Annotated in this window: 20 protein-coding genes and 1 riboswitch; of the genes, 14 read left to right on the top strand and 6 right to left on the bottom strand. The window is 45.0% G+C overall.

Features of this window, described 5'->3' with window-relative positions; translation table 11 throughout:
- Nucleotides 1-70: 70 nt before the first annotated feature.
- Genes kdpA through SMUL_RS14765 form a run of 5 tightly spaced genes read left to right on the top strand, consistent with a single transcriptional unit; the run spans nucleotide 71 to nucleotide 7781 of the window.
- Nucleotides 71-1768, top strand: a complete 1698-nt coding sequence (gene kdpA, locus SMUL_RS17125; protein WP_025346031.1) for a potassium-transporting ATPase subunit KdpA — start codon at nucleotides 71-73, stop codon at nucleotides 1766-1768.
- A gap of 9 nt (nucleotides 1769-1777) precedes the next feature.
- Complete coding sequence (gene kdpB / locus SMUL_RS17120) at nucleotides 1778-3814, top strand: potassium-transporting ATPase subunit KdpB (RefSeq protein ID WP_025346030.1); 2037 nt, start codon at nucleotides 1778-1780, stop codon at nucleotides 3812-3814.
- A 10-nt stretch (nucleotides 3815-3824) separates the two neighbouring features.
- A complete protein-coding gene (kdpC, locus tag SMUL_RS14775) occupies nucleotides 3825-4403 on the top strand; it encodes a potassium-transporting ATPase subunit KdpC (protein ID WP_025346029.1) in 579 nt (192 codons plus the stop codon).
- Nucleotide 4404: 1 nt separating this feature from the next.
- Complete coding sequence (locus tag SMUL_RS14770; RefSeq protein ID WP_025346028.1) at nucleotides 4405-7095, top strand: sensor histidine kinase; 2691 nt, start codon at nucleotides 4405-4407, stop codon at nucleotides 7093-7095.
- A 2-nt stretch (nucleotides 7096-7097) separates the two neighbouring features.
- Nucleotides 7098-7781, top strand: a complete 684-nt coding sequence (locus tag SMUL_RS14765; protein ID WP_025346027.1) for a response regulator — start codon at nucleotides 7098-7100, stop codon at nucleotides 7779-7781.
- Between the two features lie 5 nt (nucleotides 7782-7786).
- On the opposite strand, the gene SMUL_RS14760 is transcribed toward SMUL_RS14765, so the two are convergent.
- The 6 genes from SMUL_RS14760 to phnX all read right to left on the bottom strand — a co-directional run bounded on the left by SMUL_RS14760 (nucleotide 7787) and on the right by phnX (nucleotide 14122).
- A complete protein-coding gene (locus SMUL_RS14760) occupies nucleotides 7787-9460 on the bottom strand; it encodes a putative 2-aminoethylphosphonate ABC transporter permease subunit (protein WP_025346026.1) in 1674 nt (557 codons plus the stop codon).
- Nucleotides 9453-10541: a putative 2-aminoethylphosphonate ABC transporter ATP-binding protein gene (locus tag SMUL_RS14755; protein WP_025346025.1), complete on the bottom strand. Its 1089-nt coding sequence runs from the start codon at nucleotides 10539-10541 to the stop codon at nucleotides 9453-9455. The genes SMUL_RS14760 and SMUL_RS14755 overlap by 8 nt, the downstream gene beginning before the upstream one ends.
- 42 nt (nucleotides 10542-10583) lie before the next feature.
- Nucleotides 10584-11603 (bottom strand): putative 2-aminoethylphosphonate ABC transporter substrate-binding protein, encoded by a 1020-nt coding sequence (locus tag SMUL_RS14750; protein ID WP_025346024.1) that lies wholly within the window; start codon nucleotides 11601-11603, stop codon nucleotides 10584-10586.
- 61 nt (nucleotides 11604-11664) lie between these two features.
- Complete coding sequence (locus SMUL_RS14745; RefSeq protein WP_025346023.1) at nucleotides 11665-12195, bottom strand: hypothetical protein; 531 nt, start codon at nucleotides 12193-12195, stop codon at nucleotides 11665-11667.
- On the bottom strand, nucleotides 12189-13325 hold the full coding sequence (phnW, locus tag SMUL_RS14740) for a 2-aminoethylphosphonate--pyruvate transaminase (RefSeq protein WP_051492710.1): 1137 nt from the start codon (nucleotides 13323-13325) through the stop codon (nucleotides 12189-12191). Before phnW ends, SMUL_RS14745 begins: the two co-directional genes overlap by 7 nt.
- The gene (gene phnX, locus SMUL_RS14735) at nucleotides 13307-14122 is read right to left on the bottom strand and encodes a phosphonoacetaldehyde hydrolase (RefSeq protein ID WP_025346021.1); all 816 of its coding nucleotides are present in this window, start codon (nucleotides 14120-14122) and stop codon (nucleotides 13307-13309) included. The genes phnW and phnX overlap by 19 nt, the downstream gene beginning before the upstream one ends.
- 166 nt (nucleotides 14123-14288) lie before the next feature.
- Between phnX and SMUL_RS14730 the strand changes: the two genes are divergently transcribed.
- From SMUL_RS14730 to uca, 9 genes are all read left to right on the top strand, one after another.
- Nucleotides 14289-15236, top strand: a complete 948-nt coding sequence (locus SMUL_RS14730; RefSeq protein WP_025346020.1) for an EF-hand domain-containing protein — start codon at nucleotides 14289-14291, stop codon at nucleotides 15234-15236.
- 75 nt (nucleotides 15237-15311) lie between these two features.
- Complete coding sequence (locus tag SMUL_RS14725) at nucleotides 15312-15983, top strand: response regulator transcription factor (RefSeq protein WP_025346019.1); 672 nt, start codon at nucleotides 15312-15314, stop codon at nucleotides 15981-15983.
- Nucleotides 15976-17268: an ArsS family sensor histidine kinase gene (locus SMUL_RS14720; protein WP_025346018.1), complete on the top strand. Its 1293-nt coding sequence runs from the start codon at nucleotides 15976-15978 to the stop codon at nucleotides 17266-17268. The genes SMUL_RS14725 and SMUL_RS14720 overlap by 8 nt, the downstream gene beginning before the upstream one ends.
- A 116-nt stretch (nucleotides 17269-17384) precedes the next feature.
- Nucleotides 17385-17484, top strand: a riboswitch (guanidine-I (ykkC/yxkD leader).
- Between the two features lie 44 nt (nucleotides 17485-17528).
- Complete coding sequence (locus SMUL_RS14715; RefSeq protein WP_025346017.1) at nucleotides 17529-18596, top strand: putative urea ABC transporter substrate-binding protein; 1068 nt, start codon at nucleotides 17529-17531, stop codon at nucleotides 18594-18596.
- 15 nt (nucleotides 18597-18611) lie between these two features.
- Nucleotides 18612-19433, top strand: coding sequence for an ABC transporter permease (locus SMUL_RS14710; protein ID WP_025346016.1), 822 nt, complete (start codon nucleotides 18612-18614; stop codon nucleotides 19431-19433).
- The gene (locus SMUL_RS14705) at nucleotides 19430-20170 is read left to right on the top strand and encodes an ATP-binding cassette domain-containing protein (RefSeq protein WP_025346015.1); all 741 of its coding nucleotides are present in this window, start codon (nucleotides 19430-19432) and stop codon (nucleotides 20168-20170) included. Before SMUL_RS14710 ends, SMUL_RS14705 begins: the two co-directional genes overlap by 4 nt.
- Nucleotides 20167-20871, top strand: a complete 705-nt coding sequence (locus SMUL_RS14700) for an urea amidolyase associated protein UAAP1 (RefSeq protein ID WP_025346014.1) — start codon at nucleotides 20167-20169, stop codon at nucleotides 20869-20871. The genes SMUL_RS14705 and SMUL_RS14700 overlap by 4 nt, the downstream gene beginning before the upstream one ends.
- Nucleotides 20872-20881: 10 nt before the next feature.
- Nucleotides 20882-21496 (top strand): urea amidolyase associated protein UAAP2, encoded by a 615-nt coding sequence (locus tag SMUL_RS14695; protein ID WP_148295311.1) that lies wholly within the window; start codon nucleotides 20882-20884, stop codon nucleotides 21494-21496.
- 81 nt (nucleotides 21497-21577) lie between these two features.
- Entirely contained in the window at nucleotides 21578-25180 is a 3603-nt protein-coding gene (uca, locus tag SMUL_RS14690; RefSeq protein ID WP_025346012.1) for an urea carboxylase, read from the top strand.

Genomic DNA, 25180 nt, shown 5'->3' with positions numbered 1-25180 from the left:
ACCCCAAATTAAGATATTTTCCCACTTCTATCTGTCCTATAATTTTCCTAAATTACGAAAAAGGAAAACAATGGTTGCAGATATAACCCTTTTTATCAGCTTTTTGATCTTGCTCATAGGAGCAGCAAAAGCATACAGTGGGTTTTTTACCAAAGTATTGGTGGGTGAGAAAAACGTTTTAACACCACTTCTTTCACCGGTAGAAAAGAGTCTTTATCGTTTGTGTGGCATTAACCCACAACTGGAAATGAATTGGAAAAAATACGCTTTAGCACTGATGCTCTTTAACGGTGCGGGAATTGTGCTGGTGTTAGCCGTACTTTTGAGCCAACATCTTTTGCCTCTCAATCCGCAAGGTTTACCCGCACTTCCCTTTGAGCTAGCGTTCAATACGGCGGTGAGTTTTGTGACCAATACCAATTGGCAAAATTACAGTGGTGAGAGTACGATGAGTTATTTTTCTCAGATGTTTGTGCTCAGTGTGCAAAACTTTCTCTCTGCTTCAACAGGCATTGCCGTAGCAGTGGCTTTTATGCGAGGTATCGTTTATAAAGAGAGCGAGTCCATCGGCAATTTCTGGGCAGATATGGTTCGTATAACGCTGTATGTTTTGCTTCCGCTTTCTTTGGTGTATGCGCTCTTTTTGATTTCTCAAGGTGTCATTCAAAACTTTGCTCCTTATATCAGTGCCGTGAGCCTCGAAGGGGCAAATCAGAGCATTCCGATGGGTCCTGTGGCTTCGCAAGAGGCGATTAAGATGTTAGGAACCAATGGTGGAGGTTTTTTCAATGCCAACTCCGCGCATCCTTTTGAAAATCCGACCCCACTTTCTAACTTTGTGCAGGTCTTTTCCATCCTCTTCTTGCCCATTTCACTGCTTTTCGTCTATGGAAAAATGAGCCAAAAAAGCGGTGAGGGTCGTTCCATCTTAATCGCGATGGTCGTTCTTTTTGTGCTGATGTTAGGCTCGCATTATGTCTCAGAAAAATTTGGCAATCCTGAAATTTCGGGTATTGTAGGTGAGAGTGCGATGGAAGGCAAAGAGGTGCGCTTTGGCATCGCTTCAACCTCTCTTTTTTCGGTAGCCACAACGGCGGCATCGTGTGGTGCGGTCAATGGTATGCACGACAGTCTTACGCCGCTTGCAGGTATGGTCAACTTGGTGCAGATGATGCTCGGTGAGATTGTCATTGGCGGTGTGGGAGCAGGGTTTTACGGCATGATGGCGTATGTCATTTTGAGTGTTTTTATCGCAGGTTTGATGATAGGTCGTACACCTGAATATATGGGCAAAAAGATTGAAGCCAAGGAGATGACCTATACTGTCATAGCCGTGTTGCTTCCGGGTCTGTGCATCCTTCTTTTTACGGGTTTATCACTTTTAATCCCAGATGCCACTAGCTCCATCTCCAACCCTGGACCGCATGGTCTTTCTCAAGTTCTTTATGCTTTTAGCTCAGCCAGTGCGAACAATGGCAGTGCTTTTGCGGGACTCAGTGGCAATACGCTTTATTACAACTATGCGCTGGCTATCTGTATGTTTGTGGGACGTTTTGGTGTGATTATTCCCATGCTTGCCATTGCGGGAAGCTTGGCACGAAAGAAAGTCGTTCCTTTTGGCAAAGGTACCCTCAATACCCAAAGCGCGCTTTTTATCACCCTTTTGGTAGCAACCATTGTGTTAACAGGGGCGCTTACGTTTTTCCCTTCGCTGGCACTTAGCCCTGTGATTGAGCATTTGATGATGCTTGAACGCATCTCTTTTTAAGGAATGAGTATGAAAAAACAAAATAATTCTAGCTATAACCAAGCGATTATCCAAGATGCACTCAAAGGGTGTATTGGCAAATTAACCCCGAGAGAGCAGCTTAAAAATCCGATCATTTTTGTGGTCTATTTGGGTACCTTTATTACCGGCTTTATATGGCTTTATGAGAGCAGTCGTGGCACTATTCCTCTTTTTGGATTTGAATTTTGGGTCTTTGTCTGGCTCTTTTTTACAGTCCTTTTTGCCAATTTTGCAGAAGCATTAGCCGAAGGCAGAGGAAAAGCCCAAGCGAGTGCGTTACGTTCCGGTAAAAAAAGCAGTAGTGCCAATAAGTTAAGTGAAGATGGCAGCCTAAGAAAGGTCAGCTCAGAGAGCCTTAGAGTAGGCGATGTCGTCGTAGTGGTTGCAGGTGAGGTGATTCCAAGCGACGGTGAGGTCATCAAAGGCATTGCAAGCATCGATGAGAGTGCCATTACAGGCGAGTCAGCTCCCGTCATTCGTGAATCAGGAGGAGATCGCAACTCCGTTACGGGAGGTACGCTTGTCTTAAGTGATGAAATTACGATTAAGATCACGAAAAATCCGGGCGAGACCTTTTTGGATCGTATGATTAGCCTCATTGAAGGGGCTAAAAGGCAAAAAAGTCCGAATGAAATTGCGCTCTCTATTTTGCTGATGGGCTTGACTGCAATTTTTCTTGTCGTGACGTTGACACTCAAACCGATGGCTTTACATGTAAATGCAGATATCTCCGTTGTCTCGCTGATTGCGCTTCTGGTGTGTTTGATTCCTACGACGATTGGCGGGCTTTTAAGTGCCATCGGTATTGCGGGGATGGACAGACTGCTCAAAAAGAATGTGCTTGCAATGAGCGGTAAAGCGATAGAAGCTGCGGGTGATGTTAATGTGTTATTGCTCGATAAAACAGGCACGATCACCTTTGGTAACCGTATGGCAAGTGTTTTTACGCCTCTTGACATCAAAGAACTTGATAACTTGGCGTATGCTGCATTGTTAACATCACTTTCCGATGACACACCTGAGGGGAAAAGTACCGTTACGTTTGCGCAAAATACCTATGGCGTAAAAGAGCCAGCCAATCTGCAAAGTGCCCAGTTTATCCCTTTTAGTGCCTATACAAGAATGAGTGGGCTTGATCTTGATGGTAAGGAGTATCGCAAAGGGGCGGTGGATGCCATTGAAAAATTTGTCACCGCGTCGGGTGGAAAATTCCCCAAAGAGGCACACGATATTTGTATGCAAATCGGTAAAAAAGGTGGCACGCCTTTGGTTGTATGCGAGGGCAGTAAAGTGTTGGGCGTGATTCATCTCAAAGACATCATCAAGCCTTCCATCAAAGAGAAATTTGCTGAGTTTAGAGGTATGGGTATTAAAACGGTGATGATTACGGGTGACAATCCTATCACGGCTGCTGCTATTGCCGCAGAAGCAGGCGTGGATGATTTTGTCGCCGAAGCAACACCTGATACCAAAATAGCGCTTATTCGCAACTACCAAAAAGAGGGCTTTACTGTTGCGATGACGGGGGATGGCACCAACGATGCCCCTGCCCTTGCACAAGCCGATGTGGGTCTTGCAATGAATAGCGGAACCCAAGCGGCGAAAGAAGCCGCTAATATGGTGGATATGGACAGTTCTCCTACCAAACTCATTGAAGTGGTTGAGACGGGTAAAGAGCTTTTGATGACGAGAGGTGCGCTGACAACCTTTAGTTTAGCCAATGACATTGCCAAATACTTTGCGATCATTCCTGCACTCTTTGTTGTGGCGTTTCCTCAGATGGAAGTGCTCAACATCATGCACCTTTCATCGCCCGAGAGTGCCATTTTATCGGCGGTTATTTTTAACGCATTGATCATCATCGCACTGATTCCTCTGGCCATTTCTGGCGTTGGGTATAAAGCTTTGAGTGCAGATGTGGTGCTAGGAAAAAACTTGGTCATCTATGGACTTGGCGGTATTATCGTGCCGTTTGCGGGTATAAAACTGCTTGATATGTTGCTTGCAACATTGCATCTTTTGTAAAAGGAAGCGTATGAAAACACTACTTCAATCGATTAAATTACTTTTAGTCATGACATTTTTACTCGGAGGTGTCTATCCTCTTGTGATTACCAATCTCGGCGCGTGGGTTTTTCCCTCCCAGAGTTCAGGACTTTTACTGGAAGTTAACGGAACGGTTATAGGCGCTCAAAACATCGGGCAAAATTTTTCAAAAGCGGGCTATTTTATCGCTCGACCCTCGAGTGCAGGGGAAGATGGCTACGATGCACTCTCCTCAAGCGGGAGCAATTTAGCACCGACAAACAAGCTTTTGTTGGATAGAATAGATGCCAGTAAAGAAGCTTTACATGTAAGATTTGGCGATGGTGTCATTCCAAGCGATTTGGTCATGACATCGGGTAGTGGACTTGATCCGCATATCTCTAAATTAGCAGCACTCTATCAAGTTCAGGCTATCGCCAAAGAGCGCCAAGTGGATGAAGTTCAGATGCTAGAACTTGTGAATCAGTATATTGAGCGAAAATTTTTGGGTTTTATAGGCGAGGAGAGGGTCAATGTCCTTCTTTTAAATCGTGCGTTAGATAAAAACTTTGGAGTTTTAAATCCTTAACATGAATGAAGATGTCTTAGAAACGAGTGATCTGGTTCTTCAAGAGATCAAAAACAAACGCGAAACGGGTGAGCTAACGCTCTTCTTTGGAGCCCTTGCAGGTGTGGGTAAAACCTACACCATGCTTCGCAACGCCAAAGAATTGCTTAAAAGTGGTACACACGTTTGCATCGGTTATGTTGAGATGCACGGCAGGGCTGAAACAGAGCGTTTAACCCAAGGTATCCCTTCCATTGCACCTAAAAAGATCGTGTACCGTGGAAGTATGCTTTATGAACTCGATATCGATGCCATTTTGGAAGCTAAACCCGATGTCGTGCTCATTGATGAGTTAGCCCACAGTAATGCTCCTACTTCAAGGCATCAAAAACGGTATCAAGATGTTTTAGAGATCTTAGACAATGGCATTGATGTTTACAGCACGATGAATGTCCAACACCTTGAGAGCCTTAACGATTTGGTATTGCAAATTACGGGTGTGAAGGTCACTGAAACCGTTCCTGATAGCATTTTAGAACGCGTCGATAAAATCCAAATCATCGACATCCCTCCTGAAAAATTGGTTGAGCGGCTTAAAGAAGGGAAAATCTACAAACTCCAAAGCGTTGAAAAAGCACTCATGAACTTTTTCAAGCTTGGCAACATCAATGCTCTGAGAGAAATTGCGCTAAAACAAGCCGCAGGGCGCGTGAGCAAAGACGTTTACGATCTGTATAAAGAGAACAGACTGGAGCGTTGGGAAGCGGTTGAAAAGGTGATGGTGTGCATCGATGGCAGTGAATTTTCCGCCAATTTGATCCGCTATGCCAAACGGCTCTCTTCGCAGATGAATGCAGAGTGGATCGCGCTTTATGTTGATGATTTTTCAACGAATAATCGTGAAAAACTGGCTAAAAATATCCGCTTAGCGGAGGAATTAGGCGCTGAGGTCAACACCGTCTCAGGGCAAGATGTAGGCGAAGAGATTTTAAAACATGCGAGGGCGCGGTTTGTAACGCACATCGTTGTGGCGAAACGCAAAAAGAATTTTATAGGCAAGTTTTGGCGTATGGATATTGCCGATGAGCTCCTTAATGCGGGCAATGAATTTTGCATTATTTCGTACATTAACAAAACCCAAGAGCAAAAATTAGAAGCGTACACCCTTGATGAAGAGACAAAAGAGGAAGCTCCTTTGTGGCACTCTCTCTTTGGACTGGGCTTGCTGGGTGTGATTACCTTTGGGTGTATCGTTTTTAGAAATCATTTAGAACTTTTGAATGTCGCACTGCTTATTCTCATTCCTGTGCTGATCGTTGCTTCCAGAGGTGATATGAAAACCTCGATGGTGATTACCTTTGTTGGTGTCGGACTTTTTAACTACTTTTTTGTGCCTCCTGTTTATACCTTTGTCGTGAGTGACATCTCGCATCTGTGGAGCTTTTTCATCTTTTTCATCGTTGCTTATCTGATCTCATCGCAAGCGAAAAAGCTCAAACTCATTGGCGAAGCGATACGCGAACGAGAGAAGAGGGTGAGACGACTGTATAAACTAAGCCGTCGGGTGACGGCTGTTTCTGAGATAAAGCAGGTGATTAAAATAGCCATGCCCTTAATCGCTGAATCGCTCGGCAAAGAGACCTTCTTTTTCCTACGTAAGCATGTGGATGAGATGCCAAAACTCTATGCGCATTATGATCCTAAAAGTCCACTTTCGAGTAAAAAATACGATGCGATGTTTGAAAAATTAGAGGCTATTTTTATCTCTTCAAGTGAAAAAGCCGTCCTTGATTGGTGTTTGGACAATGGCAAAATAGCAGGGGCTGGCACGGACACCTTTTTGGCTTCGGATATGCTCTACATTCCGATTAAAAGCCGCGAGGTCGTTTATGGGGCACTTGGGCTTAAAATCAAACAAGATGAGATGAGCACAGAGTTTAAGATGTTTTTAGACTCTGTCACCAGTGTCATGGCGGTCTCTTTTGAGCGTATTTCACTTTCTGAGAAAAACAGTAAAAATGCGATTACTCTAGCACGTGAAGAGCTTAAAAATGCGCTGTATGGTTCCATCTCGCATGATTTACGAACACCGCTTGCTTCCATCTTGGGGATGGTTTCGATGCTTAAGACGGATGAGACGTGGCTGGATGAGAAAAAACGCGTTATCATCTCCCAAGTTATTTTTAGCGCGAAAAAGATGGAACGTCTGATGAATAATCTGCTCGATTCTGCACGGTTTGAAAGCCATCAAGTGGTTCTTAAAAAAGATTGGTGCGATATTGCAGACATCTTCTCGCAAGCGGCGAGGGAGTTTGAAGATATTTTAAAAGAGCGCAATTTCAGTATCAAAATTGAAGAAGAGTCGGGTATTTTTAAAGCCGATTGTGTTTTGATAGAACGCGTGGTCGTCAATCTTCTGGAAAATGCGATTAAATATTCGCAACACGGAAGTGCCATCACCTTAGGGTTTCAAAAAGAGGGTGCAAGGTGTAACATCTTTGTTTTAAATGAAGACAGTCACATCAGTGAAGAAGACCTCAAAATGGTATTTGAAAAGTTTTTCCGAATCAAAGGCATTAGCGATGACATCAATGGCAGTGGTTTAGGGCTTTTTATCTGCAAAAAAATCGTTGAAGCGCATGAGGGAACGATTTGGGCGAGAAATGTGGAAAACAGTGTCATTTTTGAGTTTAACATTCCCATAGAGGAGTAAAGTTGTCTCAGCCTAAATATAAAATTTTAATCATTGAAGATGATAAACAGATCCAAAAGCTTCTTGAAGTGAGTCTTGAAGAGCACGCTTTTTTACTCAAAGTGTGTGGCAGTCAAAAAGAGGGCATGTCGCATATGATTGCGTTTAATCCTGATCTGATTTTGTTAGATTTAGGGCTTCCCGATGGTGATGGAAAGCTTTTTGTAGGGAAAATTCGTGAGTTTAGCAACATTCCCATTATTATTGTTTCGGCACGAAATAGCGAACAAGAGATCGTGGATTCACTCAATCTTGGAGCGGATGATTATGTGGTGAAACCCTTTTTTACAGGAGAGCTCGTTGCTCGCATCAACTCCGCACTTAGGCATGCGCTCAAAAAAGAGAGCACTCCCGTATTTAAAGTTGGTACATTAGAACTTGACCTTGAAAAACGAGAATTTAAACAAGATGATGTTGCATTGCATCTCACCCCGTTAGAGTTTAGCCTTTTAAAATTTTTCATGCAAAACAGTGGGAAGGCTCTAACCCATGCGCAAATCCTCAAAAATGTCTGGGGTGTTGGCTACCAAAACGATACCAAAATACTGCGTGTGTTTGTCAATCAACTGCGTAAAAAGATCGAAATCGACCCCAATCGACCCACATTGCTCATTACTATTTCGGGTGTTGGGTATCGATTTGGATAATAACGCTAGCGCGATTTTCGCCACTGTTGGCTTTGTTTGAAGATGAAGTGAGAGAGTGCGTTAAACAGAAGTGTCACACTAAGGGAAGTTACGACAATGAGCGTTGCCATCGCGGCTGCAGCGCTGATGTCTCCTGCATCGTCCATATTTAAAACGGCTACGGATGCGAGTGTTGTGGAAGGCGAGTAGAGAAAGACAACAGCGGAGACGGTGGTCATGGCATTCACAAAAAAGTAACGCGCGATTTGTAAAATAGAAGGGGTTGCAATGGGTACGATGACTTTGAAAAAGGTCGCATAGCACGCAACGCCCATAGACTCGGCGACATCTTCAAACTCGTCGTCAATCTGTTTGATCGTGGTGGTTGCCGTAATGTAACTGGTCGTAAAAAAGTGCGCGACCGTACAGACGACCAAAATACCCATTGTTTGATAGATCCCATTAAGAGGGTTGCTAGGATGGTTGAAAAAGAAGATGTATCCAAGCCCTAAAACAAGACCCGGAACCGCCATCGGAAGCAGGGCTAAGAGTTTGAGAAAAGAGCGTAAGAATGAAAAGATTTTCCCACGTTCCACGACATAGGCGGTTATAAACACCAAGATCGTTCCCAACAAAGCACTCCAAAAGGCTAAGGTCAGGCTATTGAAGTAAGAGTTCCAGCCTCCGCCGTCCATGCTATCAAAATCATAATGTTTGAGCACAAGGCTTAAATCGTAGGGCCAAAATTTGACAAATGAGGCAAAAAAAGAGACGCCTAAAATGATCAGTAAAAGGGTTGCAACGAAGAGGGCAAACGCAAACATCATGGCATCGAAAATCGGAGCTTTTTTGGAGGTATAGAGGACAAATTTCGAGCCTAAAACCGCTTTTTGTTTTCGTTGTACAAGACTGTCGACAAGAAACGTGATCACCGAAGGGATCAAGAGTAAAACACCTACTGTCGCGCCAAGAGAGAAATTTTGCTGACCAATGACATGTTTGTAAATCTCCGTTGCTAAAACGGGAAAATCGCCACCGATGACTTTAGGGACGCCAAAGTCGGTAATGACGAGAGTAAAACTGACTAAAATCGCCGAAACGAGCGCGTATTTGAGGGTAGGAAGCGTGATCGTAAAAAATTTTCGCACACTGTTGGCGCCCATGCTTTGTGCCGCTTCGTAAAGCCTTGCATCGGAGAGCGACAGCGCACTTAAAAAAATCATCAAAATATGCGGGAAAACGTAAAAGCATTCGCCAAAAATAATGCCCCATGCTCCATAAATCGTACTGCCTCCCATCCACGGTTTTAAAAAACCTTGATGCCCAAAAAGATAGACAAACGAGATGGCTGGAAGCAGGGAAGGGGCAAGTAAGGGCATAAACGAGGCATAACGAAAGAGCGGTTTTAGGGGCATACATGAACGCATCAGCGCGTAAGCAAACCAAAATGCTATCGGTACGACGATCAGCGTGCTGACAATCGAGACAAAAAGAGAATTTTGAATCAAGCGTAACGATTTTGTTTGGCTTAGGTAATCAATGAAATTATGAAGAAAGATAAAGTGATGCGCCGTATCGAAAAAACTTTGGCGTAAGATTTGAAACAGTGGCACTAAAATGATCGTACTCAGCAAGAGGACTAATAAAAGGGTGATCGTGCCTAAAACGAGGCGATTGGAGTCTTGCCAGAAGCTAGGCATGCGTTTCGCCTAAAAAATAACGAATATCTTTAGGTGCAATCGCTAATTTAATCAAACTTCCCTCATCAATGGTGTCACGCATCAGGAGTTTATGCGGTAAATCAAGCAATAACGTATCGTCTAACAAGCCGTTGATCGCAACCAAAAGTCGACAGAAGCTTCCTAGAAACGTCATTTTTAAAACAGTGCCTTCGATGATATTTTCAGCTTCAGCATCGTAGAGTTTAATATCCTCAGGACGAATCAGCAGTTTTGCGCTTTGGTATTCACTGGGCATGTCCGCTTCTTCAATCCAAACATTCAGCGAAAGCATACCGACACTAAAAAGATTTTTGCCTTGATAGAGTGCTTCTAGTAGATTGATTTTCCCAATAAAATCAGCGACAAAAAGGCTTTTAGGATGGCGGTAAATCTCCAAAGGCGTTCCGACCTGTTCGATGACCCCGTGGTTCATAACGACAATTTTATCGGCGATGCTTAACGCTTCTTCTTGGTCATGTGTGACCATAATTGTCGTGATACCAAGGCTCTTTTGAAGCTCGCGAATCTCTTGGCGTAAGTGCTCGCGCACCCTTGCATCTAAAGCAGAAAGTGGCTCATCAAGCAGTAGTAAAGAGGGTTTGGTGGCGATGGCTCTGGCAAATGCGACGCGTTGTTGTTGTCCACCGCTCAGTTCACTTGGGTATTTTCCTTCACTCCCACTGAGTCCAACCAATGCCAAAAGCTCTTTGACACGCTTTTTTGCCTCTTTTTTTTCAAAGCCTTTCTCTTTTAACCCGTAACCGATATTTTTAGCGACCGTCAGATTGGGGAAGAGGGCGTAGCTTTGAAACACAATGCCGTAATCACGCTTGGAAGGAGGAAGGTGGGTAATGGTTTTGCCATATTGTACGATCTCGCCTTCATCACAGCTTTCAAGCCCAGCGATAATGCGAAGAAGCGTGGTTTTACCGCATCCTGAAGGCCCTAAGAAACAGACCAATTCCCCTTTTTTGACCTCAAGATTAATGGACTTTAGTGCTGTAAAATCCTCAAAGCGTTTTGAAACATTGCAAATGGCAATCGCCGTTGTATCGGACACATTTTTCCTTGGAGGCGAGGAGAAGATCTCCTCGTCAGTGAGTTATTTTTTAGCTTCAGACTTGGATTCGTAGCGTTTAGACCACTCTTTTAGGATTCTTTCTCTGTTTTTTGCTGACCATGCAAAGTCGTTTTCAATGAGCATAGAAGCGTAGTTTGAAGGAATATGTTCAATAGGTTTAGAGAGTCCTTTGTACGCAACGACGGCAAAATTTTCAGCGTAGAGTTTGTTGGCTTCTTCTCCCGTTGCCCAGTCGACAAAGGTTTTAGCAGTTTTAAGGTTTTTAGTTCCTTTCATGATCGCAGTTGCTTCTAAATCCCAACCTAAGCCCTCTTTAGGAAAAACGATAGCGATGGGTGCACCCTCTTTTTTAGACTTAGCGGCACGGTACTCAAAGCTGATACCGATTGGAAATTCACCCGCAGCTGCCATTTTGCATGGTTTGGAGCCAGAATGGGTGTATTGTCCGATGTTTTCATGAAGCTTATCCATGTACTCCCACCCTTTTTGTTCGCCGAAGATTTTAAGCCATGCGGTCACGTCCAAAAAGCCCGTACCTGAACTTGCAGGGTTTGGCATAACGATTTTGCCTTTGTAGATCGGTTTAGTCAAATCTTCCCAACTGGTTGGCAAAGGAATATTTTGTTTTTTAGCTTCGATTTCATTAAAACAGATGGCACTGCCCCACACATCGTTTCCAACCCATGTTGGAGGATTTTTGGTATCTTTGAATTTGGCTTCGATGTGTTTGATGGAAGCAGGTGCGTAAGGTTCTAACATACCATTTTGCTCTAAAAGTACCAAACTGGTTGCAGCCGTTCCCCACACGACATCTGCTTGAGGATTCTCTTTTTCAGCAAGTAATTTTGCGGTAATGATGCCTGTAGAATCACGCACGATTTTGACTTCAATGTCAGGTTGTGCTTTTTTGAAAGACTCCAAATAAGGCTTCACTTGATCAGACTCCAGCGCGGTGTAAACCGTGATGCTCTCTTTAGCCGCTAAGACATGGCTTGCAAGTAGTAAACCTGCAAGTGCACAGATGCTTTTTTTTAGTACCATAATTGCTCCTTAATGATGAATTAGATAAACGATATGCTAACGCGAGATCACCACAATTTGGTTACGGTAACCATTTTGTAATTCGCATGCCCGTTTTAAAAAGAATGTAGCTGTAAACGATGTTTGTAACGATCAATCCACTAAAAACCAAAAGACGTTCATGCTCTAGAAACGCTACATGTAAGAAAAAAAGATTGGCGATAAAAATGAGGGTATAGTGTAAAAAACTCACATCCTCAGGGGCTACGTCTCGGTAACTTTTATACGCTTGGGCAATACCGCCGATGAGATTGAACGAGCCTATTAACGCTACGATAAAAATACCCAAATCTTTTTTGGAAAAGGTGGCTTTGGTAGCGTGTTTATAAATGTACGCAAAGGTCAACGTATGCAAAATGAGCTCTAAAATTTTTGCTGTGCCGATCGTGCCTTTACTCCAAAAGATATAGCTCAAAAGTGTGATAAACGTGACAAGATAACCGTTTAAGGCTATCCCATCGCTTCGTTTGGTGCGAAAGATTTTATACAGTTGTGCAACATAAGCCAGAGAGACTAACGAAAAGCCGATCTCTAAAGCGTAAGGTATTACCAAAAAATTGCCTCTTGCACGGCTTTGAGTAAGCGGGCAATATCCTCAGGAAAAACATGCCCGATCGTACCGATGCGAAAGCTCTCGATATTGGAAACTTTACCAGGGTAGATGACAAACCCTTTGTGTTTGAGGCGTAAATAAAATTCTTTAAAATCGTACGAAGTATGGTTTGGACTATAAAAACTCGTGATGATAGGACTTTGCAAGGTTTGGTCGATGACGCATTCAAAATTCAAAGCTTCCATGCCTTCAATTAACAAACGCTGATTGGTACAATAACGCGTATAACGTGCCTCTACGCCACCTTCTTCTTCCAGTTCATACAAGGCTTCGATAAAGGCGTGCACAACATGCGTTGGTGAGGTAAAACGCCATTTACCACCACCTTCTTCCATGGTTTTATATTGGGCATACGCATCAAGGCTTAAGGAACGCGCATTGCCGAAACAACGCTTTAAAATCTTTTTTTTAAAGAGCATAAAGCCAAAGCCTGGAACACCTTGAATACACTTATTGGCACTGGAGATCAGCACGTCAGCATCCAGTGCGTCAAGGTCGATTGGAATACCTCCAAAACTGCTCATAGCATCAACGATCAAGAGTTTATGATACGCTTTTGAAAGCTTAGCCACTTCAAAGATAGGGTTTAAAATACCCGTCGTCGTTTCACAATGCACCACAGCAATAGCGGTAATAGACGGATCATTTTGCAAAAGGTATTCGACGGCTTCTAAAGAAAATGTTGTTGTCTCTTCGACGTTACATGTAACGCAAGGAATGGAAGCGTACGCAGCAATCTCCGCGATACGTTCGCCATAAGCGCCGTTGGTTAAAACGAGCAGTTTGGCTCCTTCTTTGGGCAAGAGTGTGGTGATCGCCGATTCGACACAAAAGGTACCACTTCCTTGCATCAGTACAGCGGTATACGCATCGCTTTTAGACGCTAAGGCAACCAGGCGAGAGCGAATCTCTTGTACCATGTCGTTATACTCTTTATCCCACGTACACCAATCTTTTAATAACCCAGCACGAACGCGCTTACTGGTACTTAGCGGACCTGGTGTTAACAGGAGGTAGGCATTTTGTGGAATATGGGTTAGATCTAGGGTGTTTAGAGATGAATGTGGCATGGTTTTTCCCCATTTTTTATTTTTTCATGAATAATGTCAAGAAGAGGTAAAGCGTCCCAAATGCCATCAATCACGCAATGTGCTCCTGCGGCTCCTAGTTTTTGATGGGCATGAAGGCGTTTTTCTTCTAAAAGAGAGGCGGGGAGTTCTTTATAAGAATCGTAAGAGAGACCTAGCTCATTACCGCTAAGGGCGACGCCAATACTCCAACATCCTGCATTTAGCCCTTCATGAATATCGCTGATCGTATCGCCAATTTTAACGATAGCACTGAGCGGATAGATTTCCAATTCGATGGCATTTTTGTAGATCATAAAAGGGTGCGGTCGCCCGGGTAAAAATGCTGAGGGTGTGATGTAGCACTCAGGTTTGTAGCCCTGTTTTGCCGCTTCACGCGTAACAACTTCCATCATGGAAGCGGTATAACCCGTCGTGGAGCCCAGTTTTATGGAACGCGCTTTGAGTGCTTCAGCAAAAGCAACTGCCCCTTCGATAGGAATGCTATGGTGTGCCAATACATCAAAAAGAGCAGGTTCAAAAGAGCAGTAAATTGTCTGCACGTCCTCTTCGGTTGGGTAGCGCCCAAATTGCTCCAAAAAGCGCTCTTTGGTTAGATTTAAAATGGCTTTGGCATGGTCATATTTGAGCATTCCCATAAACGTTCGAATTTCATCAAAACTCACGCTAAACCCAAAACGTTCAAACGCTTCACTAAATGCAGTGACCGGAGAGAGCGAACCAAAATCGACCATTGTCCCTGCCCAATCGCAAATAACACCTTGAATTCCTGTTTTCATGAGAACCCTTTTTTGTTTTGGAAAATCTTATAACGAAAGAGTTTCCAGACGATTACGAATAGGTTGCCTCTTTACATGTAAAACTTTTTTCATTGTTACCCACTGTTTACCACATGGGTGATAGGATTGCTACTGGGAAATTCCCAAGCCAACAAAGGAGGAGATGATGACGATAAGTTCAAATTCTCTCTACGAAACGTCTTTGTACGGTTCGTATGGCAGCAGTACCAGCAGTAGTACCAGTTCGAGTACTTCAGATTTCGTAGATGCGTTGCTTACATCTATGGATTCTGATTCGAGTGGTGCTATTGACAGTGCTGAGTTTAGCAGTGCAGCTTTAGCATTGTCAAACAGTGACGAAAGTACTATTAGTAGTGCTTTTTCATCGTTAGACAGTGATGGAGATGGAACGATCAGTGAGGATGAACTAAGTTCATTGTTTACGACTGAAGAATCTGAGACGGTAGCGTCAGGTATGCCCCCACCTCCGCCACCTACATCATCATCCAGTGAAGAAGATACGGGTTATACCGCTGAAGAACTTACCGCTATGGCGGAAGAGAGTGCTTCAACCGATACGAACCTTTCGACTTTACTTTCAGCTATTTCGGAGAATTTCGAGGCAGCTGATACCGATGGTGATGGTAAAGTGACTTCAGCTGAAGCAATGGCTTATCAACAATCATCATTAGAGACAACCGATGCAACAGAGATGAGTACAGTATCTGCGGCTGGAGGCACGCCCCCGCCACCACCGCCATCATCTTCTTCTTCAACAGATGAGGATGAGGACGATACGGGTTACACTGTGGATGAGCTTACCGCTATGGCGAGTGAGACTTCATCAACGGATAGTGCCCTTTCATCGCTCTATGAAGCATTGGCTGAGAATTTTGATGCCGCTGATACCAACGAAGATGGTACAGTAAGCGCCACTGAAGCACGAGCCTACCAGGACTCTGCGCAAGCAGAAAGTTCTGGTACAACAACGGATACAACAGAAGAGAGTACAACCAGTAGTGAAGAGTTGATGCAAACGCTTTTAGCGCAAATCATCGCAAACTATGCTTCTCAAAATACTCTTGCTGGAACCTCTGTCAGCTTTAGTGCCTAAGCCTCAAACCACGCTCTAAGCAAGGCGTGGTTTTATGTTACTTTCCGTTTACTTTATCTTCGTTATAATCAAACCATGATTAAAATTTTAATGATCGAAGATGACGTTGAACTCGCGCAACTGCTTCAAGAATCTCTTTTAAACGAGAACATTGAAACCACATTGGCGTTTACCCCTTTGGACGGCTTAACAGCACTCCAACATGACACCTTTGATGCCCTTGTTTTAGATCTCTCCTTGCCTCAAATTGACGGCTTAGAGATTTGCCGCATTGTGCATGCTTCCATTCCAACCCTTCCGATTATTATCTCCTCCGCACGTTCTGACATGGGCGATAAAGTGATGGGATTTGAGCGTGGTGCGGATGATTTTTTACCCAAACCTTATGATCCAAGAGAACTTGCTTACAGGCTTCGGGCGATTTTAAGACGTGGCAATACAATCAATGAACCCACTGCTTTTACGTTTAGCATTGATGAAGAGCGACACATCATCAAGCGTGGTAAAAATGAACTGAGACTTACGATGGCAGAGTATGACATCGTCTCGTATATGCTGAAAAAAGAGGGTTTTGTGATCTCACGCGAAGAGCTTTTGATGAATATCGGCTCTATCAAGTACGAAAGCAGTCTTAAAAGTATCGATGTGATTATGGGACGCATTCGCCAAAAAATCAGTGATGATCCTAAAAAGCCTCGGTTTATTCTCTCAGTGCGAGGGGTTGGGTATAAATTTGTTAATGCGTAAAACATCGATCGTTACACTGGTTTCCATCTTTTTTGCCTTCACGTTGGTGGTGATTAATATTGCGTTTGCCTTTGAATATAAAAGACAAGTTAGTGATCTACACTTTTTTACGTTTCAGCGTTTTATCATGGCGACAAAAATGATGCTGCATAACGACGCCGACCAAGAAGCAACATTTTTAAAACTGGGTATTCGCATCAGCAATCAAGACAAAGAGACACTGCTCAAAGAGGGTGAAAAACTTCTTGAAGATCCTTTCTCTGATATGATTCTCTATCACGATAAACTCTATTTTGTTCATAGAGAATCCCCTCCACCTCCATCTATGCTGATACCGCCGATGATGATGGGTGGCGAGGAGCGTTTTCCACCACCTTTTTATAATGGTGCAATGGGAGAGTTACCTACGGTTTTAGAAAACAGTGAAGAGACTTCTCTGTATCGCCTTTGGATTTTAGGTGGCGTCATTAACGTGCTTTTACTGCTTTTTTTTGGCATAGTCCTTCGTAAACTGTTGCGGCTTCGTAGCCTCAAAAGCGCGATTCGAACCTTCGGCGAGACCAAAAAATTTCAAGTGATCGAGGTAGATAGCGAAGATGAACTGGGAGAAATCGCTTCAGAGTTTAACGTGGCGATGCAGAAGATTCACCTGCTTAAAGAGGCTCGAACGCTCTTTTTGCGCAACATTTTGCATGAGCTTAAAACGCCAATTATGAAAGGAAAAATCCTCTCCAATTCTCTTGAAAATGCCAAACAACAACCTCAATTAGAGCGCATTTTTGAGCGCCTTGAAACCTTACTCGGCGAGATGGTCAAAGTCGAAAAACTGAGCTCCAACGAGTGGATACTCGAAGCCAAAGAGTACCGCCTCGTCGATGTACTAGATCATGCGATGGATCTGCTCCTTTTAGGCGATACCAAACGCATTCACATCGCTCCTCAAGAGATGGCGCCACTGGTGATTGTCGATTTTGAACTGTTTGCCACCGCCCTTAAAAACGTGCTAGACAATGCGCTGAAACACTCCGCCGATGGGGTTGAAGTCGATATGTGCAGTGACAGCATCAGCATTAGTAGTTTTGGCGATAAAATCCCCCAAGAACGACTCGACTTTTCACGTGCCTTTAACCGAACGGTAGAGGGTTCAAGCAGTGGTTTAGGGCTCGGACTTTACATCGCTAATGCCATTGTCGAGAAGCACGGCTTTCGTTTGAGTTATTTACATGTAGAAGAACAAAACTACTTTACGATTCATTTCTCTTCCCATGCTTTACATGTAAACTAAAATAGACTCAGCATATTGCTTATTTTTTAATCATTTCTTCTCTTCTCTTTTATGCTGGCTTGGTTATACTTATGCTAGAAAACATGTCATGGGGCGAAAGCCTCGACGCAAAAAACAACAAAGATAGCTAGGGTTCCGACAGATTGATTCTGTGACTGGTCCGAGAGCTATCGCCTCTTGAGTAGAGGTTCACGGAGGGATAAAAGCCCGGGAGGTTTTCACCTCCTGGCATGTTTATCCCATCTACTCAGGAGTCTTCCATGAAGTCTTTTTTACACTCAACCCTCAAGCTTTTTGTTGCCACTACGCTGGCTTCTACTGTCATGGCGACCTCTTTATTGGCGGATACCAAAGAGAAGTTTCAAGTGGCATGGACGATTTATGTCGGCTGGATGCCTTGGGATTATGCGCAGCAAACAGGTATCATCGACAAATGGGCCAAAAAATACGGCATCCAAATCGAGATGGTTCAAGTCAATGACTATGTTGAGTCCATCAACCAATACACCGCAGGTAAATTTGATGGCTGTGTGATGACCAACATGGACGCGCTTACCATTCCCGCAGCAGGTGGTGTGGACTCAACCGCACTCATCGTGGGTGACTTTTCCAACGGAAATGATGGCATCATCCTCAAAAATAAGAAAAAACTCTCCGACATCAAAGGACAAAGTGTCAACCTTGTCGAACTCTCCGTCTCTCACTACCTTTTGGCGCGTGGACTTGAAAGTGTAGGGCTTAAAGAAAAAGACATCAAAGTCATTAACACGTCTGATGCAGACATTGTCGCTGCTTTTAGTTCTAAAGACGTGACGTCTCTTGTCACATGGAACCCACAACTCAGCGAAATTGCAGGGATGAAAAATGCCTCGTTGGTCTTTGACTCTAGCAAAATCCCCGGTGAAATCATCGATATGTTGGTCATGAACACCAAAACGATTGAAGAGAACCCTAAACTAGCAAAAGCGCTCACAGGGGCGTGGTATGAAGTAATGGCATTGATGAAAAAAGGCGACGAAAGCGCACTTAAAGCAATGGCAACAGCTTCTGGAACAGACCTCGCAGGGTTTAACGCACAACTCAAAACAACGATGCTTTTCCACGATGCAAGCGAAGCGGTGAAATTTACCACCAGTGACGCACTTCCAAAAACAATGCAAAAAGTGAGTCAATTTTCATTTGATCATGGCATCTTAGGCGATAGCGCTAAAAATGCAGCCTATGTAGGTATGCAGTTTCCAAACGGCAAAACCTACGGCAATCAAAGCAATGTCAAATTACGCTTTATCGATACGTACATGAAAATGGCAAGTGACGGTACATTGTAAAACAAAGAGGATACTATGAAGCGATTGATAAACCACCGACCCTCACGAGCGAATGCGCTTTGGATGGGAGTGCTTCCTTTTATACTGATCGGGATTGTGTACCTGTTTGCCTCTCATGCGAGGCTAGCGGAAAATCCTGATGATAAACTTTTACCATCGTTTACGCAGATCGTTCAAACGATGGAAAAATCGGCACTCACTCCTAGTAAACGCTCAGGAGAGATACTCTTTATCCAAGATACGCTCGCCTCGCTGAGTCGTTTGGGGCTTGGTGTGCTTATCAGTGCGCTTTTAGGGCTTGCGCTTGGCATACCGCTTGGCTTGATTCCCTTGGTTCGCTCAGGGCTTTCACCGTTTGTTGCCGCCTTTTCGATGGTGCCACCCATCGCTATTTTGCCCATACTCTTTATCGTCTTTGGTATGGGCGAAGTGGCAAAAGTGGCGCTCATTGTCATTGGTGTTACGCCCTTGATCGTGCGTGATTTGCAACAGAGAGTTGAGGAGTTTTCACGCGAACAGCTCATCAAAGCCCAAACATTGGGAGCGAGTACGTGGACGTTGGTGATTCGCATCATATTGCCTCAGATGTTACCAAGGCTTCTTGACTCTGTGCGATTGACACTGGGAACTGCGTGGATTTTTCTCATCTCCGCCGAAGCGATTGCCGCAACCGAAGGGTTGGGGTATCGCATCTTTTTGGTACGCCGTTATTTGGCGATGGATCTTATTTTGCCTTATGTGGTTTGGATAACCTTGCTTGCTTTTTTGGCAGATTTCTTGCTCAAAAAGTTTACATGTAAACTCTTTCCGTGGTATGAAACAAAGGAGAGAGCATGAGTTTGATTGAGATTAAACACCTCTGGAAAACTTACGGTGCTAATGTGGTGCTTGAAAACCTTTCCCTCAGCATCGAAGCGGGTGAATTTTGCACGTTGGTAGGACCTTCTGGTTGTGGCAAAAGTACCTTTTTGCGCATGTTACTGGGCGAAGAGAGCCCAAGCAAAGGGGTCTTTTTATTTGAAGGCAAACCCTTTCCCAAAGAGCCAAGCGTTGAGAGAGGCATCGTGTTTCAACGCTATTCGCTTTTTTCACACCTCACGGTGTTGGACAATGTGATGCTGGGCATAGAACTCGGCGAATCGCGCTTTTTAGGCAAATTGTTTGGAAGCGCTCAAAAACGAGCCAAGGAAGAAGCCATTGCTATGCTTGAAGCTGTGGGCTTGGGCGATGTGTTGCACCATTACCCCTCAGCGTTATCGGGAGGGATGCAACAACGTCTCTCCATCGCGCAGTCGTTGGTGAAAAAACCAAAACTACTGCTTTTAGATGAGCCTTTTGGCGCGCTCGATCCAGGCATTCGTGCCGATATGCACGCGCTTATTTTAGATTTGTGGAAGAAAAACAACCTCACCGTTGTGATGGTGACACATGATTTGCACGAGGGATTTTACCTCGGCACCAGATTATTGGTGTTTGATAAAGTTCGCAATGACCCACAAGCGCCCAATGCGTTTGGGGCAAAGATCACGTATGATATTCCGTTAATACGTGAGAAAGTAAAGGATGAAGAATGATACACGAAACGATGGTACTGAATGAAGTGATAACAGGTGGCGGTAAATACTCAAAGCTCATCAAACGAGGGCAAACCATTCGCCTGAGCGCACTGGACAGTAAAGCAAGCCTAAGCGCTCTGTTTTACAATGCCGACAACACCGCAGAGCGTTACAACTCCGCCGATACGGTCAAAATTCAATGGAACGCCTTTTTAGGCAAAGGTAAAGTGCTCTTCTCCGAGCTGGGGCATATTCTGTTTTCCATTACGGAAGATACCACAGATGGGCTCATCGATACGCTTGCAGGTATGAGCAATCCTCGCATCGTCGAGCAAAACTTTGGTAGTGGCAGTTACGAGCAGATTCGCAACCGTTACTTTAAAAGTGATCGTGAAAACTTTTTGGTGGAACTTGGCAAATACGGCATGGGAAAACGTGACATCGTGCAGTGCCTCAATCTTTTTCGTAAAGTCGATGTGGCGGAAGGAAGCAAACTGCTTTTGAGTGAGAAACGACCCAAAAAAGGCGATTTTATCGAGCTTCGAGCGGAGATGAACATTCTTCTCATACTTTCCAATACACCGCATGTGATGGAAAAAGGGGAGTATAACCCAAGCGATGTTGAGGTCACAATTTTTGAGCGTTCAGCGAATGAGGATGTCGCGTTTAGCGAAGAAGCCAAGCGCGGTTTTGAAAACAACGCGCGTTATTTTGCCTAAGGAGAAGAAGATGGAAGAGACAACAGCAATTTACAATGAGCGTGTCAGTGCGGGTGTACCGTGGTACCATGTGGTCAAAAAAGGGCAAAGTATTCGCATCGTGGATTTAAAAGGATGCCAAGCGGTCGATACCCTTTTTTACAACGCCGACAACCACGAAGAGCGTTACAGTGCGAGCGATACGATTCGCGAACAAGGCAGTATATTCATTACAACGGGAACGAAACTACTTTCGAGTGATGATAACGTCATGCTTGAAGTGACACACGATACCTGCGGCAATCACGACACCCTTGGCGGTCACTGCAGCGCTGAGAGTAACACCGTTCGTTTTGGGCACGATAAAAAGTACATGCACAGTTGCCGTGACAACTATCTCTACGCGGTCGGTGAGTTGGAAATGAGCCCAAGGGATTTGACCAACAACATCAACTTTTTTATGAACGTTCCGGTGGAAGAAGATGGGCATTTGGCGATCGTGGATGGCATCTCGCATGAGGGCGATTTTGTGCAGATGAAAGCGCATATGGACACACTGGTACTCATCTCAAACTGTCCGCAACTCAACAATCCGTGCAATGGGTTTAACCCCACACCGATTCAGATTCTTATCTGGGATAATTAGCGTATTTTGCCTCTTTAGAGACGACTTTAAAGAGTATCGCATGTGGGACGGCCCACAGATTATTCGGATGAAGGAAGCCTTATGTTTATGAAAATTTTGATCGCCAATCGTGGCGAAATCGCATGTCGCATCATCAAAACCCTCACAAAAATGGGCATCCGCTCTGTGGCACTTTACACAACAGCAGATAGAGATTCTTTACATGTAAGCCTTGCCGATGAGGCGTATTGGATAGGCGAAGGTGTGGCGAGTGAGAGCTATTTGGATGCAGCGAAAATTTTGGAAATCGCGTTTACATGTAAAGCCGAAGCGATCCATCCAGGATATGGATTTTTAAGCGAAAATGCCGCGTTCGCGAGGGCGTGTGAGACCAAAGGCATTGTGTTTATAGGGCCTAGGGCTGAGCATATCGAGGCTTTTGGTCTCAAACACACGGCGCGCGCTTTGGCAGAAGTTAACCACGTGCCTCTGCTTCCCGGCTCGGGATTATTGGCAAGTTTGGAAGAGGCGTTGGAAAAAGTGCAGAGCATCGGGTATCCTGTGATGCTGAAAAGTACGGCAGGAGGTGGCGGCATCGGGATGCAACTCTGCTATGATGCGCACTCTCTTGAGGGAGCGTACGCTTCGGTGAAACGTTTGAGCGAAAACAACTTCTCCAACAGTGGACTCTTTTTAGAAAAATACGTTGAACATGCGCGTCACATTGAAGTGCAGATTTTTGGCGATGGTAAAGGGTATGTGGCGACACTTGGCGAGCGTGACTGCTCCATTCAGCGCCGTAACCAAAAAGTGATCGAAGAGACGCCCGCAGCGCATTTGAGTGACAGCACACGAGAAGCACTGTTTGAGGCTTCCAAAAAACTCGCTTCATGTGTGAACTATCTCTCCGCAGGAACGGTGGAGTTTGTCTATGACACGATGAGCGATGCGTTTTATTTCTTAGAGGTGAATACCCGTTTGCAAGTAGAGCATGGCGTGACCGAAGAGGTCAGTGGCGTGGATTTGGTGGAGTGGATGATTCGCCAAGCGTATGGGAGTCATGAAGCACTTTACGACTACAAACATTCTCCAAAAGGGCATGCGATGCAAGTGCGTGTGTATGCCGAAGATCCGCTTAAAAACTTTCAACCCAGCTCTGGCGTGTTGCATCATGTCCGTTTTGCACCCAACATTCGTGTGGATAGTTTTATCGAAACCGGGCTTCATGTCTCTTCGTTTTATGATCCGATGATCGCTAAATTGATTGTCAAAGCAGACTCAAGAGAAGAAGCGCTCATCAAGATGGACGAGGCGATTGAGAAGACACGCATTGATGGCATCGAGACCAATCTGCGCTATTTGGGCGCGATTGTCAAAAGCGATTTTTTCAAAAATGCGACGCATACGACCAAATCACTCTCCCGTTTCTCCTTTGTGCCCCAAAGTATCGATGTGCTTCGACCTGGAACGCAGACGAGCATTCAAGATTACCCTGGACGTGTTGGGTATTGGGATGTGGGCGTGCCTCCGAGTGGGCCGTTTGATAGCCTCAGTTTTCGCTACGCCAATGCGTTGGTCGGAAATGATAGCCGTGCTTCAGGGTTGGAAATCGCCATTACAGGGCCAACGCTGAAATTTAATCAAGAGAGTGTGATTGCGCTGTGTGGTGCGAGCATCGAAGCATTTTTAGATGGTAAAAAAGTTGCGATGAATGAAGCTGTTACGATTCCAGCAGGCAGCATCTTAAAACTCAAAAAAGTGCATCACGAGGGTTTTCGCACCTACTTGGCGGTGCGTGGAGGGCTTGATGTGCCAGAGTATTTGGGGAGTCGTTCAACCTTTACATTGGGGAAGTTTGGAGGACATGCAGGGCGTATGCTGATCAGTGGCGATGTTTTACATGTAAGCCAAATGTGCGACAACACCGTGCCTTCCAAAGCATTTACTCCTAAAGCATTTCCAAGCCATGAGTGGCACATTGGTGTACTCTATGGCCCTCATGGTGCGCCTGAATTTTTTACGCCAGAGGACATCAAGACGTTTATGGAAGCGTCGTGGGAAGTGCACTACAACTCCAATCGAACGGGCGTGCGACTCATTGGCCCTAAGCCTGAGTGGGCGCGCACGGATGGCGGTGAGGCAGGATTGCATCCTTCCAACATTCACGACAACGCGTATGCCATCGGTGCGATTGACTTTACGGGCGATATGCCCGTCATCCTAGGCCCCGATGGCCCGAGTCTTGGCGGGTTTGTCTGCCCTGTTACGATTGTGAGCAGTGAGTTGTGGAAAGTAGGGCAACTTAAAGCGGGTGATCGGGTTCGTTTTGTGCCACTGAGTCATGAACGTGCGATGCAAATGCTTGAAGCACAAGAGAGCGCTATCGCTTCATTAGAGCCTTTTGATGAGCGTCATTATTTAGAAACCAAAGAGGTGTTAGGTGAAGCGATTTTGTACCACGATGAGGGCAAAAATGATCTTCCAAGCATCACGTTTCGCCAATCAGGCGATAGCTATCTTCTCATCGAATACGGCATCATGCAACTGGACATCGCGCTTCGTTTTCGGGTACATGTGCTTATGGAAGCGATTAAAAAGGCGGCGATTGCAGGGATGATCGATGTAACACCGGGGATTCGTTCGTTGCAGCTGCATTTTGATCCTCGCGTCTGTAAGCGTGAGGTGTTGATGGAGCAGATCAAAAGGATTGAGCTGACATTGCCTTTGATTGATGACATTGAGGTGCCTGCGCGCATCGTGCATTTACCGCTTTCGTGGGACGATGAACAGACTCGGGTGGCAATCGAAAAATACATGAAAATCGTCCGACCCGACGCGCCGTGGTGTCCGAGCAATATCGAGTTTATCCGTCGTATCAATGGTCTTGAGTCCATCGAAGCGGTGAAAAAAATCGTCTTTGATGCAAGCTACCTTGTGATGGGACTGGGTGACGTTTATTTGGGCGCTCCTGTAGCGACACCGCTTGATCCAAGGCACCGCTTAGTTACGACCAAATACAACCCGGCGCGGACATGGACGCCTGAAAATGCCGTCGGCATCGGTGGGGCGTATATGTGTGTGTATGGCATGGAAGGGCCGGGGGGCTATCAATTCGTGGGGCGAACGGTACAGATGTGGAATAAATACCGCCAAAGCGAGGATTTTTGTGAGGGAAAACCGTGGTTGTTGCGCTTTTTCGACCAGATTCGCTTTTACGAAGTGAGCCATGAAGAACTCACGCAGATGCGCGAAGATTTCCCCAAAGGCAAACTCAAACTCAAGGTTGAAGAGACGACGTTTAGTCTCAAAGCCTACAAGGAGTTTTTAGCCGAAAATCAAGAGAGTATTGATCGTTTCACCACCACGCAACGAAGCGCTTTTGAAGAGGAGCGTTTGATGTGGGAGCGCACGGGGTTGGCGAATTTTAACTCTAGCTCCAACAGTGAAGAGAGCGATGAAGAGGAGCGCGTGGATATTGAAGGTGCCGAAGCAGTCGATGCGCCCGTTCAGGGCAATCTTTGGAAAGTGCTGGTCAACGAGGGCGATACCGTGAAAGAGGGCGATGTGCTTGCCATCGCGGAGTCGATGAAGATGGAAGTCTGCATCGAAGCACCTGAAAGTGGTGTGATTTCAAAAGTGCTCTGCCATGAAGGTGAGAATATTTATGCAGGCAAACTGCTATTTGCCATTACGATAAAGGAGTAA

It is taken from the genome of Sulfurospirillum multivorans DSM 12446 (assembly GCF_000568815.1).
GTDB lineage: Bacteria > Campylobacterota > Campylobacteria > Campylobacterales > Sulfurospirillaceae > Sulfurospirillum > Sulfurospirillum multivorans.
This window is presented reverse-complemented; position numbering and strand designations above follow the sequence as displayed.